Source organism: Pantoea sp. S-LA4 (assembly GCF_054482835.1).
In genome coordinates, this window is sequence record NZ_JBTLRC010000002.1 from 2,217,485 (window position 1) to 2,236,949 (window position 19,465).

General features: G+C 48.6%; 17 protein-coding genes. 3 read left to right on the plus strand and 14 right to left on the minus strand.

All coding sequences use genetic code 11. The annotated features are described in order from the left end of the window. Positions 1-21 precede the first annotated feature (21 nt). The 8 genes from ACX3P5_RS11300 to ACX3P5_RS11335 form a co-directional block, all read right to left on the minus strand. Positions 22-525, minus strand: coding sequence for a cupin domain-containing protein (locus ACX3P5_RS11300; protein ID WP_336755550.1), 504 nt, complete (start codon positions 523-525; stop codon positions 22-24). Further along, entirely contained in the window at positions 522-2,372 is a 1,851-nt protein-coding gene (locus ACX3P5_RS11305) for an FAD/NAD(P)-binding protein (protein ID WP_458968711.1), read from the minus strand. The genes ACX3P5_RS11300 and ACX3P5_RS11305 overlap by 4 nt, the downstream gene beginning before the upstream one ends. Further along, on the minus strand, positions 2,362-3,171 hold the full coding sequence (locus ACX3P5_RS11310) for an N-acyl homoserine lactonase family protein (protein WP_458968712.1): 810 nt from the start codon (positions 3,169-3,171) through the stop codon (positions 2,362-2,364). The genes ACX3P5_RS11305 and ACX3P5_RS11310 overlap by 11 nt, the downstream gene beginning before the upstream one ends. Before the next feature lie 17 nt (positions 3,172-3,188). Beyond that, positions 3,189-4,529: a KamA family radical SAM protein gene (locus ACX3P5_RS11315; protein ID WP_233987731.1), complete on the minus strand. Its 1,341-nt coding sequence runs from the start codon at positions 4,527-4,529 to the stop codon at positions 3,189-3,191. 132 nt (positions 4,530-4,661) lie between these two features. Beyond that, positions 4,662-5,876 (minus strand): hypothetical protein, encoded by a 1,215-nt coding sequence (locus tag ACX3P5_RS11320; protein WP_458968713.1) that lies wholly within the window; start codon positions 5,874-5,876, stop codon positions 4,662-4,664. Then, positions 5,873-7,135: an ATP-grasp domain-containing protein gene (locus tag ACX3P5_RS11325; RefSeq protein ID WP_336755555.1), complete on the minus strand. Its 1,263-nt coding sequence runs from the start codon at positions 7,133-7,135 to the stop codon at positions 5,873-5,875. The genes ACX3P5_RS11320 and ACX3P5_RS11325 overlap by 4 nt, the downstream gene beginning before the upstream one ends. Position 7,136: 1 nt before the next feature. Beyond that, positions 7,137-8,159: a KamA family radical SAM protein gene (locus tag ACX3P5_RS11330; protein WP_458968714.1), complete on the minus strand. Its 1,023-nt coding sequence runs from the start codon at positions 8,157-8,159 to the stop codon at positions 7,137-7,139. A 17-nt stretch (positions 8,160-8,176) separates the two neighbouring features. Continuing rightward, positions 8,177-9,286: a C-terminal binding protein gene (locus ACX3P5_RS11335; protein ID WP_336755557.1), complete on the minus strand. Its 1,110-nt coding sequence runs from the start codon at positions 9,284-9,286 to the stop codon at positions 8,177-8,179. A 277-nt stretch (positions 9,287-9,563) separates the two neighbouring features. Between ACX3P5_RS11335 and ACX3P5_RS11340 the strand changes: the two genes are divergently transcribed. Further along, complete coding sequence (locus tag ACX3P5_RS11340) at positions 9,564-10,481, plus strand: LysR family transcriptional regulator (protein ID WP_293003293.1); 918 nt, start codon at positions 9,564-9,566, stop codon at positions 10,479-10,481. Between the two features lie 365 nt (positions 10,482-10,846). Here the strand turns inward: ACX3P5_RS11340 and ACX3P5_RS11345 are convergent, their stop codons facing one another. The 5 genes from ACX3P5_RS11345 to ACX3P5_RS11365 form a co-directional block, all read right to left on the minus strand. Then, the gene (locus ACX3P5_RS11345; protein ID WP_458969202.1) at positions 10,847-10,978 is read right to left on the minus strand and encodes a hypothetical protein; all 132 of its coding nucleotides are present in this window, start codon (positions 10,976-10,978) and stop codon (positions 10,847-10,849) included. 389 nt (positions 10,979-11,367) lie between these two features. Next, positions 11,368-12,729, minus strand: a complete 1,362-nt coding sequence (locus ACX3P5_RS11350; RefSeq protein WP_458968715.1) for a NosD domain-containing protein — start codon at positions 12,727-12,729, stop codon at positions 11,368-11,370. A gap of 50 nt (positions 12,730-12,779) precedes the next feature. Next, positions 12,780-14,468, minus strand: a complete 1,689-nt coding sequence (locus ACX3P5_RS11355; protein WP_458968716.1) for a glycoside hydrolase family 32 protein — start codon at positions 14,466-14,468, stop codon at positions 12,780-12,782. Next, on the minus strand, positions 14,452-15,873 hold the full coding sequence (locus ACX3P5_RS11360; RefSeq protein ID WP_031376315.1) for a glycoside-pentoside-hexuronide (GPH):cation symporter: 1,422 nt from the start codon (positions 15,871-15,873) through the stop codon (positions 14,452-14,454). Before ACX3P5_RS11360 ends, ACX3P5_RS11355 begins: the two co-directional genes overlap by 17 nt. A 124-nt stretch (positions 15,874-15,997) precedes the next feature. Next, positions 15,998-17,008, minus strand: coding sequence for a LacI family DNA-binding transcriptional regulator (locus ACX3P5_RS11365; RefSeq protein WP_458968717.1), 1,011 nt, complete (start codon positions 17,006-17,008; stop codon positions 15,998-16,000). A gap of 330 nt (positions 17,009-17,338) precedes the next feature. On the opposite strand from ACX3P5_RS11365, the gene ACX3P5_RS11370 reads away from it, so the two are divergent. Continuing rightward, positions 17,339-18,037, plus strand: a complete 699-nt coding sequence (locus tag ACX3P5_RS11370) for an RluA family pseudouridine synthase (RefSeq protein WP_458968718.1) — start codon at positions 17,339-17,341, stop codon at positions 18,035-18,037. A gap of 61 nt (positions 18,038-18,098) precedes the next feature. Here ACX3P5_RS11370 and ACX3P5_RS11375 read toward each other — a convergent pair whose 3' ends face one another. Continuing rightward, on the minus strand, positions 18,099-18,638 hold the full coding sequence (locus ACX3P5_RS11375) for a DUF2058 domain-containing protein (protein WP_233987721.1): 540 nt from the start codon (positions 18,636-18,638) through the stop codon (positions 18,099-18,101). Positions 18,639-18,815: 177 nt separating this feature from the next. Between ACX3P5_RS11375 and ACX3P5_RS11380 the strand changes: the two genes are divergently transcribed. After that, positions 18,816-19,448: a TetR family transcriptional regulator gene (locus ACX3P5_RS11380; RefSeq protein WP_233987720.1), complete on the plus strand. Its 633-nt coding sequence runs from the start codon at positions 18,816-18,818 to the stop codon at positions 19,446-19,448. Positions 19,449-19,465 lie beyond the last annotated feature (17 nt).

Consider the following 19,465-nt stretch of genomic DNA (forward strand, 5'->3'; position numbering starts at 1 on the left):
TACCTTTAATAATTAAGTAATTTATTTCGAATGAGGCGAGTAGGTTTTATCTCCATCGTTTCGTAATAATGTTCCCTGCTTTGCCATACCCGGCAAATTCTGGATCACATACAAAACCAGATTTTCATCCTCCTGATTAATAAACTGATGCTCACTCCATGCCGGCACATATATAACGTCACCGCTGGCAAACGGCGTCGGGGAGTTATTATCCAGCACCAGCTCCCCCTTTCCGGATATCACCACGTACAGATGCCAGAAAGAGTGAGAGTGTGGCGTAGTGCGGTCGCCGGCAGGAATAACCTGAACGGTGACAGACAGATCATGCAAGGTTTCTCCCTGCTTCTCGCGATGGGGATTTTCAAGAAACAGTGCACCACGGGCCGTGAATTCTTCAGTTTGCAGGGCCTGCAAAATAGATGACTGCTTCCAGATGACGCTCTCTTCGCGAGGCCGCTGGTTATCCTCCAGATAGCGACTGAATGAACGCAAGTTTCCCGGCTGTAAGACGTTCTGTTCAGTCATGCTGATGCCTCCACCGGTGTCGTGAGCGGATATTCCTGACGGACGAGACGGCGCAGGCAACTCTTCACGCTGATATTCGCATCCTCAAACTGTCGCGAGGGCAAATGTGGGCGAGGCAAGGCGTGGGTATAGTAATGTGGACCTTCGACGGGGAAACCGATCGCCCAAAGATTTTCGTCGGCCACTCCGCTGGCATTAATCGGATGCAGCTCTCTGTCTACCGCCATCCCCCCCGGATGATAATCACCATTCATATAAGGCGTAATGAGTCCGTTCCTGAGCAGATTACGAGTAAGCTCGCTGCCATCCGTCAGAGGGGAATATGCGTCGAGTCTGGCGATAATAATGGCGTCTACCGGGCTCTGGTAATTTTGCCGGGTAAACTGGCCGCGCAGTACGAAGCGGGACTGGCTTTCATCGCAAACAATCCCGGTCGCCGGACCGCCACCCAGTGTGACGACACCGGCCGCAAACAAGGCGAGTAGCTCCTGGTTTCTGCGCAGCGGAGGGCCGAAAGAGATGCGATTAATAATCGGATTAAAGGATTCGATAAAGTAACGGTGTGATTCTGGTGTCAGCCCGTTCCATTCAACCGCCCGGCGCAAGGCTTCCCGCACATCGCGCAATACATCGGTCGCCGCCTTTAACGGGCTGTTCATATTGCCTGATTTAGCCTGTTGCAGGTCATGATTAACCATCTCAAGGAAGAATGCACACCAGGACGGGTAGTCATCAAAGGTCTGGTTGCGCAGCGGCCAGAGCACCTGTTCAATCTGCGCAACAACATGTTCGTCGGCGCTGAATGTGTCCGGATCCAGCCGTGTCTGCATCAGCGCGCACTGCCAGGCATAAGCCATCTCTTTAATTAAGAGGGGCAATATCTGCGATTGGAAATCGATCTGTTTTGAATTCCGTTCGGCAATATTGCTGGCAGCGATCGCCTCTACCACCGCAGGCGTCAGAAATTGCCCGGTATGACGACCGGTTAGCCCCTTCTGATTAATACCCCTGCCCGCAAACGGCAGACACTGGCGTGAGGAGAGCACTATTTCCGGCTCCCTTCCCGAGGCGATATATTCAAGCCCGTCACCGGATTTGATATAGCGTCCCCCGCGCCCGAGGGTCAGCGCCGAAATCGTGTCATGCGCCGTCAGGCCGAATCCCTGAATAAGCACCCGGCATTTTGCCGAAAGCGTATCAAGCCGCTTAACCGGATAGGGAGAAGCGTGATAAGCCAGCAGCGGATTGCGATCACGATGACGCTCGCAAAATGCTGAAAAATGGCTATCGCTGTGCGTGGGTTTACGGTATCCGTGCCCGGTGGTCAGGAAAACGAAATCACAGGCAATACGTTTTCCGTCTTGCAGAGTGACGGTAAAACGTTCGTCTTTAGTCAGGTTTACGGCAAACTGACGATATTCGGTAATCGTGATATTTTCCGGTAAAAGTTTAAGCAAACGCTGATAGTAATCTGTGAGGTATTCACCCAGCAGCGATCGGGGCAAATACTCCATATCCGTCAGCTCTGCCCCGACGCCATTTTGCGTAAAGGTATCGTTCTCACGCCGGTAACCCGCCGTTTTTGCCCACTGAATAAACGATTCGCCTCCGGCCTTCAATGCCTGGCTGTTACCTGCAAACAAGGTGATTTGAGAGGAGACCGTATTCACCAATAAATGCTCAGGTTGTTCTGCCGGATGGCTCCCCTGCCCCGGATTTCCCGGATTAATAATATGCAGGTGAATAGGATCCTGAATAGCATCGTTAATGACATTTTCGATAATACGGTCAAGGACATTCAGGCCACGAGGACCAAAACCAATAATAGCGAGATGATTAACGCGCACGGATCTCTCCTTCTGGCGGAAGGTGGAGTTGTACAATATTTTCTTCGCCCTTAAAGCGCGGGAATAACGTTCGCACCTGGGGATCATGGCCGGGAATAATGCAGGTAAGGTCGGATACAAGCTGCTTCAGGGTATTATGCGCCGCCAGCATGTCGGGAATGTCCATCACGATTGGAAACGGCGTTGAGGCATCGACATGGTGCCAGTAATGCGCAGAATCGCTGGCCAGGACAATTTTACCACGCGCTGTATTTACCGTGACAATTTGCAACCCTGCGGTGTGCCCCCCCACAAGCTGCGTATGAATACCCGGTAAAATTTCCTCATGCCTGCCGACATAGCGCACTTTACCTTGATGCAGACGATAAACCGCATTGGCAATATTTTCGGGATCATAAGGCGCTCTCACATAGCGGTGCAGCATGTGTCTGCCGGTGCAGTAATGCATCTCTTTTTCCTGCATATACAGCGTGGCATTGGGAAAGGCCTTCAGATTGCCGATATGGTCATAATGCATATGCGTGACAATAACTTTTCCAATGCGGTTTGCGTCAACATCCAGCTTTTGCAACAGCGACTCTGGCGAACCGTAATAATGTCGATCACGTTTCACGGCCAGCTCGCGATTAAATCCGGTATCCACCATCAGCAAGGTATTTTCATGGCGAATTAACCAGCAATAAAAATCCAGCGGCATATCACTGTTATCGTGTTCATCGTGCGAAATAAAGTTTTCATTACGCGATCGGTTTTTATGCTCTGCATAGCGCAGCGCATAGACTTCATATTCAGGTATCATTTTTAATTCCGGGCAGTTTATACAGTGACGATTCTGGCCATTTCTTCGAAAGGCGTGGTTTTGTCTTTATTTTCGAAAAAGAAATGTGACTCACCAAAGGCAGGTCGCAGATGGTCCAGCCACGAGGCCTGCGGATCATATCTGGCAAAGAAGGGCCGACGTACCCAGTCCGGGTTACGCGCCTGAAGAAATTGCAGCGCAAAGACTTTCTCGCCGCGGATTTCTGTTATCCCATCAATCATGACTTTACCGGGGAAGGCACTCATTGAAGGGCCGCGCACCGTCCTCGCCAAACCGGATACCGACTGATAAGCTTGCTGGAATATTTCCCAGGCCTTAAAGAGAGGAAGCCCGAAATATTCATTGGGGCCGGTATCCCGCTCGACAAACATGTAATAAGGGATAGCGCCGAGACGTACACCGGTCGTCCACAGGGTCGCCCACCCTTTTGGATCTTCATTAATATGGCGGATAAGTGGAGATTGCATTCTCACCGTAGCACCGGTGGCAATAATACGCTTCAGCGCAGTCTGGGCTATTTCAGGCTGGATCTCCTGAGGGTGATTATAGTGTGCCATCAGGGCAAGATTTTTTCCCGCAGCCACAACCTCTTCGAACAAGCGTAATACATCGTCAGCGTCTTTATCGGTAACATAGCGCTGCGGCCAGTAAGCCACCGACTTTGTACCGATACGAATATTCTTGATATGGCTAAGCTCAGGAATAAGCAGAGGACGAATATAATCACCCAGAGCGCGCGCATTCATAATCATTGGATCGCCGCCGGTGATTAATACATCGGAAACTTCAGGATGACGCTTAAGATATTCAACCAGCAGGGCGGAAGTGCGCGCCTCAAATTTAAGTTCATCCATGCCCACAAACTGCGGCCAGCGGAAACAAAAGGTGCAATAAGCATGGCACGTTTGACCTGCAGAAGGGAAAAATAGCACGGTCTCTTTGTATTTGTGCTGAAGCCCCTGCACTGCCTCACCGTTGAGCATAGGAACATTATGTGTAAGCTGACCCGCCGGGTGCGGATTCATACGATGGCGGATCTTATTAATGATCGTCTGCAAAGTCGCTTCGTCTTTATTCTGACGAAGAGCATCACTGAGCTGGGAAAATTCATTTTCCCTCAGCATTTCACGATGCGGGAATGTCAGACGAAAAATAGGGTCATCGGGGATATTATCCCAGTCGATAAGTTCATCGAGGATATATTGATTGACACGAAAAGGTAATACCTGACTCAGCACCTCAACGGTATGTTTCATTTCGGGAGTGAACTTTTCCCATTGAGGGGCTTTACTGATAGTACGTTGGGTATAGGGGATAAACTTCGTTACGGCTGTCATTTTTATTACACACCTTGCCTTCAATTTTAAAACATGATTAATGGCCCTCGAATGGGGCGCATTTTTATTACTGATATTTATTTTTTATATTCACCGGGTACAGACAACAACAACAGCGAATCCTTTAATTATCTAACTTTTCACCCACTGTGGCCGGCTTACTCCTCGTATAAGGCCATAAACCCCATAACACAGCAGTTCAACTACGATCAGAGAGGAAAAAATACCCACTGAAAGCATCAGGCCATAATCAGCGATGTGAAAGAGGTAAAAGACTGCAACAGGCGTCACCAGCGCAGTGAAGATACTGAAATTAATCACACCAAGACGGTTATTCGTCATCAGGACAGAACGACAATATCCGCGGACAATCCACATTGTCGAAACACCAACAATAGCGATAAAGAAATACGCATTCATATATAACACTTTGCTGCCTGCCGGAAACAAATTAAAGCTACCCAGAATGACACACAATAATATAAACAACACCGGCGCAACCAGACACTGAACGCTGAGAAATGTGAATAGTGATTTTCCCGGCGACTGGTGGCCCAGTATCTTGAGCAGAATACTTTCGATATCAAGCACCGAGCCTATCGAAATACATATCATCCCGAAGGTCAGCGGCCAGTATCTTAAAACAGTGTCTCCTTCGGCGACTTGCCCCAAACAGATCACAACGATGATATTACTCATCAGTGATGAAGCTGACATAAGGAAAGCCGAAGCGTACGGCGCTAACAGCGCAGCATAGTGATGACCTGTGCTGTCATATAAACGAATGCCCTGCCAGCGTACCATAATGAACAACAGGGCCGCCTCGGTGTATGCTCCGCAAACCAGCGCCACAATGGCCGCCATATCGACAGGAACCTGAAATCGGGTCAAGGTAAAACACCCGATGACCGAGACCAGCACCCGTACTAAAGAAGCCCGGCTCATTAGTGCAGTTTTTCCTTCCAAAATACAGCATCCCTGCAAATACCTCCTGACGGCTACGGCCAATAATGAGAGTGAAAAGAAATGCGTGATGAATACAATATGTGGCGTCATCTTCGAACTGAATATTGAGACGGCAATATTGAATATAACAAAGACACTGACAGCCAGCAGCATGGCGAATATCAGCGTCTCCCTGCTCTTCCTTATTTTGATAACCACTGCACACAAAGGAAAAACAAAGGCATTGGCAAACATAAAGGTACTCAAGGCTATGGCATAATCTCCGGACGCCTGCAGACTATAGGCGGACAGAATGACCGAAATAAGCGGCAACTCCAGATTAAGTAAGCTAATACTGATTGCGCTTGGCCACCACAGCCTCAACATACCCCATGTATTCATTCCGTGACCTCATTACCGACCTGTTGCATACGCTGATAAGGAATATATTGTTCAACCAGCCAGTGATAATCTTCTTTCAGAGACGAATAAGAGGATCCCCAAAGCAGGACACCGCCAATACGGTCGCGAACACTTTGCGGGCGAACAAGCAGCGAACCCTGCTTCACTTCCCACACCGTTTTATATTCATTTACGATGTTGATGTCTTTCGTCAGGTCGGCACATTCCCCTTCCCGATGGGGGTACCACACCCAGGCGGCATAAGTTTCTGACTGTGGCACCGGTTTCTGCCACTGCCCCATTTGTGAACGAAAATGCTGCTCTTCAATATTACTTCCGGAGCAGAGTGCATGCATTTGTGGGATCCAACCGCCCGGCGCCCGCGCTGCAATCTCTAAAAATACGATACGGTTATCCTGTGTGAGGAATGCTTCGAGGTGCGTGGCCCCGTCCGGCACATAGCCCAGAGCATCAAATACGCGTTGATTGTATTCATAAAACTGCTGATACAACGGGTCATTTTTTTCCAGCGGCAGACTACCAATAGGTTTGCCCTCAATGAATTCCGCATTCGGATAGCTGTATTGACAGATATAAATCTCTTCGATTTTGCCGTTAAAAATCAGCGAGTCGATATGGTAAAGACGCCCTTCGATAAACTCATCGAGCTCATAGTTCGCGACGACACGGTTATCACTGCACCAGCGGCGTAACGCGGCAGGATCTTCAATTTTAGCGATCAGCTCACTCCCCGCCGAGTCAATCTGCTTGGCAAAAACGGGATACCCCACGGCCTTCTCAATCTGCTGACAATATTTTTCCGGCTCACGCTGATACTCTGCTGGCGAGAATGGCAGCACTCTGGGAATAGCTATGTTCCCGGCTTCCATTACCGCTTTCATACGCAGCTTGTTGATGAATGGCTCTATTTGCGCAAATGTCGCGCCCTTAATAGCCAATATTTCACGCAACCGGGCAGCATGGCCGAGGAAATACTCGTCATTAGTGATGATGCTGACTTCAGACATATCGCTGATATGGCGCTCAGCGAACAAATCGCGGCAAGCCTGCTCGAGATTGTCGACGGTAAAAGGGTCGCAAATTTTGATATCGTCAAAGCAAACTTTTTGATCTTCAGGCAGATTTCCCCATCCCTGATGTCCGGTAAGCAAACAGACCGAAAACCGATCGCGGTCGATTAATTTATTCCAGTCAGCACGAAAGGTGACAATATTTTGAAGAATGATAAATGTTTTCATATTAACAGTTCTCCGGCGAGCCCTGCTTAATAACCGTTGACCAGTCGTGAGTGTTTACTGTCTTGCCATAAAAATCAGTCACTGTCGCGGTGTCGGTATTCCAGTGTTCGCTGGGGACAACGACTTTTCCGGATGCGCTGGGAATATCGATAACATGCTGCGGGAAGGCCAGACCGGAAAGTTCATTGCGTAATTGCGTCATGATCGCCATTTCATCTTCCAGGCTCATAACAAAGCGACGCGTAGAGGTCACTTCCTGACCATGATAAATATAATAAGGTCGTACACCCAGTTCGAATAAACGCAGGAACAGCGTTTTAAGTATTTCTTTATTATCGTTGATGGTTTTTAAGAAAACGGTCTGCGTTAACATCACATAACCCATTTTTCTGAATGCATGAATCAGCTCGATGACTTCAGGCTGAAGCTCATCGGGATGATCAATATGCAGGCTTAAATAGACCGTTGGTTTTGCTTTTGCCAACTCTTCCATTAATTCCATACGTACTTTGCCAGGGTTTTGTAACGGATAACGCGTATGGATCCTCACCACCTTAACATGTTCGATTTCTTTCAACTTGTTAAACAGGTATTGCAATCCTTTCGGGTTGGTCAGAGGGTCACCCCCGCTGGCAATGACTTCATAAATGGTCGGATCATTGGCGATATACTCTACAATATCATCGATCTGAGACATTTTAAGTCTGCCTTCAACGTCCAGACCTACTCCGACACGATCCTGACGTTCGCAATAACGACAGTTGGCCGCACAGGTATAAGAGAGCAATACCAGCAGCTGACCATCATATTTTCTTACCGTGCCGAATACCGGTGTCGAGGTCTTTTCATTTAATAAATCCACATCCAGATTAGCCGGCAAGGTTTCATATTCTGGGTTAAACTCGTACATATCTCTGATTGCAACGCTTTTCTTAATCAGCTCTCTTAAATAAGGCGTGGTTTTTTCAGAGAATCGGGTTTCTTCTTCAAATTGTTTAATGTCAATCATATTATCTTTAGACATGCTCATAACCTTTGTATTTAGTAGGGTACAGAGTGCTCGCCGGAATTTTCATTAACGCAGTTTCTGACAGGTAGCCCGTTCATTTTTTGTCGAACCAGTTCAGCGGATTTGGTTCGCATTTCGAGAAAAGATTCTTCCGTATAAAAAGCGGAGTGTGCGGTCAGCAGCACGTTATCCAGCGTTCTGAAGCCGTCGGGAATGTCGGGTTCATTTTCCAGCACGTCCAGACCAGCAGCTGCCACTTTTCCTGATTTGATGGCTGAAAAAAGGGCGTCAGAATCAATAATTCCGCCGCGCGCCGTGTTGACCAGCAAAACACCCATTTTCATCATGTCGAATTCGGCGTGTGACAACAGATGGTGAGAAGTGCGGTTTAACGACGCATTCACGGAGATGATGTCTGAGCTAGTCAGAAGCTCTTGCAGAGATTCGCAGCGAAAGACACCATGCGTTTTATCCAGCCCGCTGACCGCATAGGGATCGTAGAACTGTACATTCAGACCAAACGCCGCCGCCCTTCTGGCAACCGCACCACCGATACGGCCAAAACCGATAATGCCTAATTTACGGCCGCGCAGGCGATAGAGCTTTTTGACACTTGCCCAATCCCAGCCACCTTGTTTGACGTGGATATGGATCTCTTCAAGTTTTCTCGCAATGCCCAGCAGCAGTGCCAAAGCATGGTCGGCAACTTCCTCCGTGCCATAATCCGGAATATTAAGCACAGAAATGCCCAACTCACGAGCAGCAGAGATATCAATATTGTCAAAACCCACCGCCGCTTTAACAATGGTTCGGCAATTTTTTAAACTGGATAAAAATGCTTTATCGAAATTAACGGCGGGGACACATGCCCAGATAATAAGATAATTGACTTCTGAAATAAAATTTAAAGGAATTTCACTTACATGGCTAATATGCAGTAACTGAACATCATGCCCGGCTAATATCTGTTGTTCGACAATAGCTGTGTTGAAATGCTTTTCAGTCGTTGAATCGATGATTAAAATCTTTTCTTTACTGATGTTCAAATTACCGTCCTTAATAAGGGAACCAAATGATGTATTCAAGCGCCATAACCAGGATATATTTAATAAAAACTCTTCGCCATTGCTGAAATCAGACATTCATAGCCTTGACTCCTCCAGGCGACGGCTTACGTTGCCTGGAAGGTTAAGAATGAAAAAATATCTCATTTATTAATAATTTTTTTATCTGCTCAATGACGTTTTCGCTCGAGACGACCGGCCGATGAAAGTTAATTTTTCGGAAAATCCTCACGGTCAGACGTTTTTTCGTATGCATATTTCAGTCAGGATTTTTCCGATAAGCAATATTTACCAAAATGAAAAACATGATACAATTTCATTAAATTGATTTCAGTAATGACGAACGGGAATGGTGATGGGCTTATATCTTGATATGCATTCAGTTGAGGCTTTTCTTAAAGTTGCCGAGCTAAATAGCTTTACCCTGGCAGCCGAGTCACTTTGCATCACTCAGTCAGGAGTTACCGTTAAAATTCAAAAGCTTGAGAATATTCTTGGATATCCGCTTTTCCACCGAACGCCGCGTCATATCTACCTTTCGCCGCAGGGCGAAGTGTTCCTATCCCGGGCTCAAAGTCTGATGGTGGCCCACGCCAGCGCGTTAACAACGCTCAACGTCTGTGAAAATATCCAAAATATCAAAATTGGTATTAGCGACCATGTACTGGATATCCCTCTCATGCAGACGATTCAAAGTATCAGACAAACTTACTCCGACCTTATGATTGAAGTTAAAGTAGACAGCTCTTCCAAAGTTCTGTACGCACTCGAAAATAAAAAATTAGATATAGCAATTATCACTCAGGATGGCGATAAAAAAGGCGGAGAATATCTACGGAGTGAAAACTATAGATGGTATTGCTCTCCAACTTTGGCTTTTAAGCAGGATAAAATCCCGCTAATTACCTTAAGAGAATCTTGCCGTATGAGGAAGCTCATTCTGGACTTATTACTTGAAGCTCGAATCCCGTGGTTTGATAGTTTCCAGGGCGGCGGAATGGAAACCATCATTGCGGCAGCAAAATCAGGGCTGGGGATTGTCCCCTTACCAGAAACCGCGCTCACAGTTTCGGATCTGAAAGAGCTAACGGACGCCAGTCACGTTGTCAGTCTTCCGAAAATACCATCGGCGCACATCGTTACCTATAATAACTGCCTGGATGTGCGCTCCAGAACGATGCTTAAGGATCTTTCTCAGGCAATCAAAAATCAGATGTTGAAGATGCCTGATGCCGATGAGTTTGTCTCACTGAGTAGACTGATGGCAGTGTAACGTTTCCGTCCTATTCTATTTTGTTGGAAAACCATACTTCGGCGTAATGCTTGTCTCCTGGCCTTCAGTATGTTCCTGTCAGTGTAGCTTTCAATCGATAACAGTCGGATGCGCAATGAAATCATTAGCCTCGACGCAGTAAAGTACCATGGGCGGCGGCCATTGTTACCCGCTCCCTGGCTACGCTTATTGCTGGGGGGACGTCATAGTCATGTTCACCACATACAACAAAGGCTCCAGACACCTTTTGCTCAACACAATCTTATCGGTGGTCACTCTGGTGGTCCTGACAGGAAGACAATTCAGTTTTAGCTTACTTACTAGCCAGTTACTGGCAAAGGCGATCCCAGTCAGAGGAGCCAGATTTAGAAAAGTTCACTCTCCTGCGGACCTGCTCCGGCATCAATTTTCGCGAGTATCTGCTGAGCCTGGCTGGCCAGCTGTACGACTTTTTTTCGGCTTACGCTGGCGGGTTTCATACGTTCAGGTAGCGGCATTTTTACTCCTTTAAAATAGCCTGCAATAAACAACGTGATCAGCGGATTAGGTTGCTCAAAATTTAACAGTCCCGATAGTGATTCAGATATCCCGATCCCGGTTAGTCTTTGTGGTATCGGGATGCCAGCGTCATGAAGTCACATCACCACTCACTGTCGATTTGCGGCATGGCTCATGCCATACCAATGCGCGTCTGCTGCCGATCAACAGATGATGACTGCCCTGCCGCCGGTGCCTGTGTTTTGCCTGACCACCGCTATCCACGGTAGCGGTGGTCACCTTTCACATGCACCACCTGTGTAGAGAAAGGGTGCGCCGCATTGGTTGCCGTCAGTCAGCTCAGAATAAAATCACTCATAAACTGTCTGCGTGAGCCCGTTAAGCGCTCTCAGCTCAGCAAGCCAGGTACGGGCGTAGCCCTGAACGCATTCACTTTCTTATCCAGCAAAACCTGACTCTCACTGCCTGAATCCAGTACGGTATTTTGCAAAGAGGCTTCTTCGATCTGTACTGCGATAACCTCCAGAGCTACCAGCCCTTTTGTTGCCAGCAGTGCACTCACCTGAGTTGAGAAACAGGATTCGGTGGCCGCACTCTCCGCCGGTGAAACTTCGGTGGTCGCGACAATATGGTTATCCGAAATATAATTCCCCTCACCCGACACCAGCCGGATTATCACCGGTGTTGCGCCCTGCGGGATGATAGACTGCAAATCAATCGTTTCCGAAATATGATTAGCAATAATGGAGTTGTTGTTACCGCTGATATAAAGCAGACCATATAAATCATCTAATCCATTATTATAAGCCTGCATCGGTCCCCAGGGTTCACGCTCACGGAAAAAATGGTTAGCCGTGACCAGGTTTTCTGAACTATTGCCTTCCAGAACCAGCATCCCCGGATAAAATGAATGGAATCTGTTGCTGGATATCGAAGAGCGAACTACCCCAGAAAAATGTACGCTGCTTTTGCCGCGTGGGAAAATATTATTAGCCGTAATCAGCAGGCCGCCAAAATTTTCTACATAAATAGAATAACCTCTGTAACCTGCACCAATCAGATTATCGGTGATTTTTGATGCCTGCCCCGAACCGCGCAACTCAATGCAGTTTCCACATTCAGCGATGAAATTATTGTGTATCGCCAGCGCATCAGCGTTAAAAATTGTCACCCCATGCTCTAAATAGACCAGCCCCATGCCGCTGATACGGAAAGAGTCTTGCGCGCTCGCGATATAGATACCGGTTTTACCGTTCAGATAACTATTTTCGGGATCATCATTGCCTGAACCATCATCGACAAAATGTAAGCCATCAATACAAAAATCAGCAAACTCGACCGAACTTATGCGTGGCTCACCGCTACGTTTCACATAAAAGGCAGCACCGGCAGAGGGGTCACTTCCGGCAGCGGGAGAAAGATTAACGCATAGTCGACTTCCCCCCGGCCACACTTCATGCCATTTTGCCCACTCACTTTCGGGCGTATTAAATCGAATACTTGAAGAGGTGAAGCCATGCCCGGAACCAATAATCTTCAGATAGCTAATATCAATTAACACCTGGGTAAGAAGCGGATAGTCGCCGGGTGGAATATAGATAACCGCGCCCGGCTTACCGCCTTGATTGAGATCCGTTTCGGTTTGTCTGATTTTAATATCAGAAATAATACTGTTTATAACCTCACCAATATCCTGATAAGGGTTACCTTCCTTCCATTCTGTAACATCGTAATAGTTTTGGCTTGTCATGACTAATTCCTTCGGTGACAGTAATAAGAAAAAATCAGCAGTAAATTGAGTTATGGCTGTGCGTAAGGGGAGTGATAGCGGGTTATTTTTGCCTGTGCGCCAGAGAGCGTTATTTCAGTCAGTGAACTGCATGAATAATAACGTCGCGTTCCACACACGCTCCCCTGCTGAGCGAAAACTTCCACTATTCCGGCATCAAAACATAATGTCACATCGCCCACGTTGGCCAGCGGTGCCTGATAACGGCCGTCATCCCGATCTTTTTCCAGCAGACTTAACGTGTGTCCATCGTGCGCCAGAATAATCTGCTGCCCGGTTTGACCGGTCAGAGTCAGGCAAAAATGCGAGGTCGGGGTAAAGGTAATGATGCAGGACTTACAGGCAGTGCTGCCTGACCAGTGACTACACGCATCCAGCCGCTCTTCACTGATGATCAGCGAGGCTGGCGGCAATACCGGTGTCATACAGAGTTGTTGCCGGGCATTAAGATGAAAACGACGCGGCAGAGACATTTCGCCGGAATAGGCAGAATGAACATTCTTTTGTGTCGCCCAGTTGTATAACCAGGCAAACCCTGTGCGACTGTCGCTTTCACCCCAGGTCTGCAGGGCGTAGAAATCGGTGCCGAAATCCAGCATCTGCAGCGGTTGCGCTGAGGGAGTGAAATAACCGCGCCGAAAATCACCTGTTTGTGCAAATAACAGATTATGTCGTCCGGTTGTCGGCTCGGTGTAACCCACAATACCGATAATCATTACCCAGACGCCGTCAAGGCAGAAAAAGTCCGGGCATTCGACGCAGCGGCCCCCATTTTCCCGAAAATAAGGGGGCGCGGTGTAGAGCACATGATGGAATTGCCAGCGGTCACTCTCTTCGGAGTGAAACAGCAGCATGGCAGGATCGCCGTTCACCGACGCGCCCAGGATCATATAAAAGGTCGCGTCCGCTTCCTCATACCAGACTTTCGGATCACGGAAATCACAATCGACGCCTGCAGGCAGCTCTGTTAATACTGTTTTTATCAAAGCGGGTTTGTCGTAAGCAGGCTGCGGAACCGCCATTTTCTGGATTTCTCGATAACCGCGATAAAGATCGTAAGCCGGAAGCCTTTCGGTATACCAGAAACGCGTTTGCCCCTCGGCATCGATGAAAGCGCTGCCGGAAAATGCGCCGCCCGTTGCCCCAAGCGCAGATAAATTTTGCTCTGGCTGAAGGAAAACCGGATAGTGACGCCAGTGGTAAAGGTCCTGACTCACCGCGTGGTTCCAGTGCATCGGCCCCCATTGAGTACTATGCGGATGATATTGGTAAAACAGATGCCACTCCTCACCTTTCCGATGCAGACCATTAGGGTCATTCATCCAGCCGGTACGTGGAGAAAAATGTAATGCCGGGCGTAACTCTTCCTGCAGATAGTGCTCTGCAACTGCGCGGTCATCTCGCAGGCAAAGGTCGTTATTTTCGATATCAATAAAGCTGACGCCCTGCTGCGGGAGCGTGTCAGGGTGCCAGCTGTAACACAACGAAATCTCACTGTGCTCCGGTAACCACTCCAGAGAGACCATACCCTGCTGCCATGCGGTCCAGGTAAAATAGTGATAATACGGCGGTGCTGTTTCTATTTTGAAAAGCACCGCATTTTCCATGTGGATAGCAAACAGGTGCTGACCGGCCGGCTTTGTTTGCTTTATCCATAAATCAAGGCGCTGACCTTGCTTAACATTAATGGACAGGGACATTTTTAAACTCCTGCGATTGAACCGAACCTTTTTCAAGCTCGCGTTTTGCGAGATCGACTTTAATTTTTTCCAGGAAGAGGTTATCCAGTTTGAAGTAGCGCACCATAAATGCGCTGATGAAATAACTCACCATCGGCAGTAATGAGAACATGATAATAATGCCCTCAAGGGTCTGCGCATTTTGTTGCGGTTTGTTAGCGACATAGCCGGTATAGGAAAGAATCCAGGCGACGATGGCTCCAGCGACCGCCAGTCCCATTTTCAGCATAAACAGATTGCCGGCAAAGGAAATACCGGTGAGTCGTTTGCCAAATTTCCAGTCACCGTAGTCATCGACGTCTGACATCATTGCCCATAGAATAGGTCCGGACTGAATTAAATGCAGAATATTAATGATCACAAATAGCGTAAGCAGTGGCGTCAGCGATTTTGGGTCAACAAACCACAGCGCGAAAGAGAGAACACCAAGGATAATATTAATAATGCGGAATAGCTTAATTTTATCAAATCGGTCAGTCAGTGGCTTAGCTATTACGCTTCCCAACATATTACAGGCGACACCAAGCGCCATAAAAAAGGTAATAAACCCAACGGAGGCCTGCATCACATAGGTGGCATAATAAATAGTAACAGCCCCGCGAATAAAGGCCGGGAAGACGTTAAGAAAGGTAATCGTAATCATCAGCAGCCATTGGTCATTTTTAGCAATGTCTTTCAAATCTTTCATTAACGAATCGTCAGATTTAATTGAAACAACGCGCTCTTTGATACTGGCAAAACAGAACAGGAACATCAGCGTCGCGGCGCACCCCATGATCACCATGGTCAGCTGAAAACCTGAAGCGCGGTTACCGTTACCCAACCAGTCGGTTAACGGTAAAATTGAGGAAGAGACAATCAGCGTCGCCAGGCCATTCAGGAAGAAACGCCATGATAAACAGCCCAGTCGCTCTTTTTGATTCAGGGTGATCACCCCCGCGACTGAGCAATAGGGAATGTTGATTGCGGTATAGATCAGTGACATCACCAGATAAGTCACCCAGGCATAAATAATTTTTCCGTTCATGCTCAGGTCAGGTGTGGTAAACATCACGATGGCACCCAGGCCAAAGGGCACCGCCATCCATAACAACCACGGGCGGAACTTACCCCATCGACTTTGCGTACGATCGCAGATTGCACCCATAATCGGATCGCTGAAGGCGTCAAAAATACGGATCACCAGAAATAGTGTTCCAACGACGCCAGGCGCTAATCCATATACATCGGTATAAAACCACGTCAGATAGAGCGCCAGTACACTCCAGATCATACAGGATCCCGCATCCCCCATCCCGTAACCGATCTTCTCTTTCAGACGCAGTTTTCCATAAGCGCTTTGCTTTTCCATTACCGTTGCGGACATAAAATCACCTCAATAATGCACAGCTATAAAAATTAAACACAGAGCATTATCGCCAGCCCCTGTGCGGATGACTGAATAAAAATTTTCGGCTCGTTTAATAAGAATTAAGCGGGAAAAGCAGAAATCAGACAGCCGTGATATTAAGCGCGATACTGCTCTCACGTATAATTAACCGTGAGACAATTTCATACATTTCGATACTCTCCTGCTTAGGGGTATTATTCACCATCTGGAATGCCAGGTGGGCGATCTCGCCAATCGGTTGAGCCACGCTGGTTATTTTTTTGGTCTGCGCCAGCAGGGTATTGTCAAAACTGGCGATAGCAATATCCTGCGGGACAGCCACCCCTCTTTCCTTTAAGCCATCGATAACATAACTGGCAGCAACATCGTTATAGACCCAAAGAGAAGAGCACGCTTTTTTCCGGTCAGCTAACATCCCGATAATATCGTCCAGTATCCGAATATGGCCGGATATTTTTTCACCTTCGCCTTTCGCTATCCAGAATTGATTCTCTTTAGCGAGTGTTAACCCCTGACTGGTGATTTTTTTACTCCAGGAAGAGACCTTTCGATTATCGACGCCCTCCTGAGCAATAAAACCAAAGGTGGTATGCCCGGTCTGGATAAAATGCTCCGCAATAGCTTCTGCACCTTTCCTTTGATTGATAGAGACAGAATTAAAAAAACGAGAAACCTGCGTGACCACCGCCACCGGAATGCTGGTCGCGGTCAACCATTCCGCAAGTTCGCTTTCGGCCTCTGTGGGCACCCATAGCAGGCTGTCGATCCCCATTCCGATTAGGCTGTGAATAATCTGCTTATCCTGTTGAGGCTGATTCTGATGGGTCTTAATAATCACCGATTTCCCGATGTATCTTGCTTCCTCTTCAAAGGTCGCCAGTAACTCAGAAAAGTGTGGATTCACCAGGTTTGGTAGCACCACGCCAATCAGCCCGGAACATTTACCACTCAGCTGAAACGCACTTTTGCTGGGGACATAGCAAAGGTAATCCATTGCATCACGTACTGCCTGGCGTGTTTCCGGCGTCACGCTGGGATGATGGTTCAGCACACGCGATACGGTAGCCGTAGACACTCCCGCTTTTTTTGCTACGTCTTTAATCGATGCCATGATAATGAGATGCGTCGTTTAATCAGGCGGTCACTATAAAGTGTGATGAAGGTCAAAAATGTAAGCCAGTTCACATGTTGCTGCGTTACATAAATCCCTGCTTATCCACTCAATTCAGTCTGAGTTACCTTTACCTTAAAAGAGAGACAACAGAGTATGTCATGGTTAGCCCGTTCCGCATTCGCTGGCGGCCAGACAACACGCCACCCCGCAGCGGGCTGATTAGACGGCGAGCATAACCGGCTGGCGTTCTGATCGCCCGCCATCCACCATTCGTCACACCAGGCAAAATTAGTTATCATCCGCCTCCCCTTTCCCGCCGGTAACCCGATGTCTGAGATAGTCGATACTTTTATTGCACCGCCGTGTCATGACCAGATTGAGATCCTCTATCAGGATGATCATCTGCTGCTGATCAATAAGCCCAGCGGGCTGCTGAGCCTGTCGGGCAAAAATCCGCTAAACCTTGATTCGGTACATCACCGGCTGGTGAAAAACTTTCCGGGCTGCACGCTGGTACATCGGCTCGATTTCGGCACCTCCGGGCTGATGGTGATTGCCCGCAACAAGGCGATCAATGCGGCGCTCTGCCAGCAGTTTAGCCAGCGCAGCGTGCGCAAAATCTACAGCGCGCTGTTGTGCGGCCATCTGGCCGATGACGACGGGATGATTGAGGCGGCGATTGCGAAAGATGCGGCGTGCTTTCCACGAATGACGATTTGCACTACCCACGGCAAACCTGCGCGTTCGCGCTATCAGGTGGTTGAGCGTACAGAGTATGCGCAGCAGGATGGCAACGTGGTGCCGGTAACGCGAGTGGTATTAACCCCGGAAACCGGGCGCACTCATCAGCTGCGGATTCATTGCCAGCTATTGGGTTACCCGATTCTGGGCTGTGACCTGTATGGCGGGCTACAGAGGCCTGGTTGTGAAACAACACCGCGATTGATGCTGCACGCCAGCGAGCTGCATTTTATGCATCCGGTCAGCGGCGAGGCGATTCACGCGCGGCACGCCAGCCCGTTCTGATGCCGGCGACGCGCAGCAGTGACCGTTATTGTCCTGCCGTCACCGCCGCCGCAACGCGGACTTACCACATCAGGTCGTCCGGCACTTTAAAGTCAGCATAGGGATCGTCTTCATCCTGCGCTTCCTGACTCAGCGCGCTATTCAGTACGATGCTGCTGGCATCGCGCTGCGCAATTTTATCCGCCACGCTGGCCGGGATAATCGCATACTGATGCTCGCCGCCGTTCTCCGCCGCCAGACGGGCAATAGCAAGACGGCCGCTGATCAGCTGCGCCTGGGTCAGCTTATCGACGTTGATCTTTTTAATCAGGTTATTATCGGTGAAGTTAAAGCCGATGTTGCCCTTTGAAATGTCGATCCTGTTCATTTCAATCAGCTGCTTCACCTGCGCTTTATACTCTTTGGATAAAACCGCCTGTTTCTGCTGCTCGTTCAACTGCCTGTCGCGCTCAAGCTGCGCTTTCTTATTTTCTTCAACCGCCGCTCTGGCCTCACGCGCCTGAACGCGTGATTTCTTGGCGGTGCGCTGGACTTTGTCCATCTTTTTGCTGCTGACTAATCCCGCTTTCAGCATCTGCTCTTGTAAGGTGAGTTTGGTCATGTTGGTTTCTGAGCCTGTTACGAAATTTCCCCGATTATACCTGTAAATTCCCGGCCTGTGTCAGCAAGCCGTGGTGGATCGCGCTACGCGATCGTCGGCTGCGCCGCGCTGTCGGTTAAAGGCATCCTTCTGCCGCTGTGCTAACATTCTCCGGTCAAAACCACCCTGTTGAGCACTATGTCGGAATTAACCAAACGTAAAAATGACCCTGAAGGGCTGAAAAAACGCATTATCGCGGGCGCACTGAAAACTTTTGCCGAGTTTGGTATGCAGGGCGCGCGACTGGAGCAGATTGCCGAGCACGCGCAGACCACCAAACGAATGGTGGTCTATCACTTCGGCAGTAAAGAGCAGCTCTACATCGACGTGCTGGAGCAGGTCTACCAGCAGATACGCCAGCACGAAACCGGCCTTAATCTGGCGGCGATGGAACCGGAACTGGCGATGACGCGTCTGGTCGAAGCCAGCTTCGATTATCATGTCGCCCATCCCGATTTTATGCGGCTGGTGTGCAGCGAGAACCTGCTACGCGGTCGCTATATCAGCCAGTCAACGCAGATTAAAACCCTCAATCGCAGCGCGCTGGACGTGCTGGATGACATTCTGACCCGCGGTCAGCAACAGGGTCTGTTTATCGAAGAAGTACAAACCATCGACGTGCATCGCCTGATCAGCAGTATCTGCGTGCATCACGTTTCCAACCGCTACACCTTTAACGCGCTGTTCAGCCCGGATAACAGCGAAGAAGAGAGTATTCGCCGCAACCGTCAACTGGCTGTAACCGCAACGTTACGCTACATCCGCAAATAAACGGGCATCTTTACGGC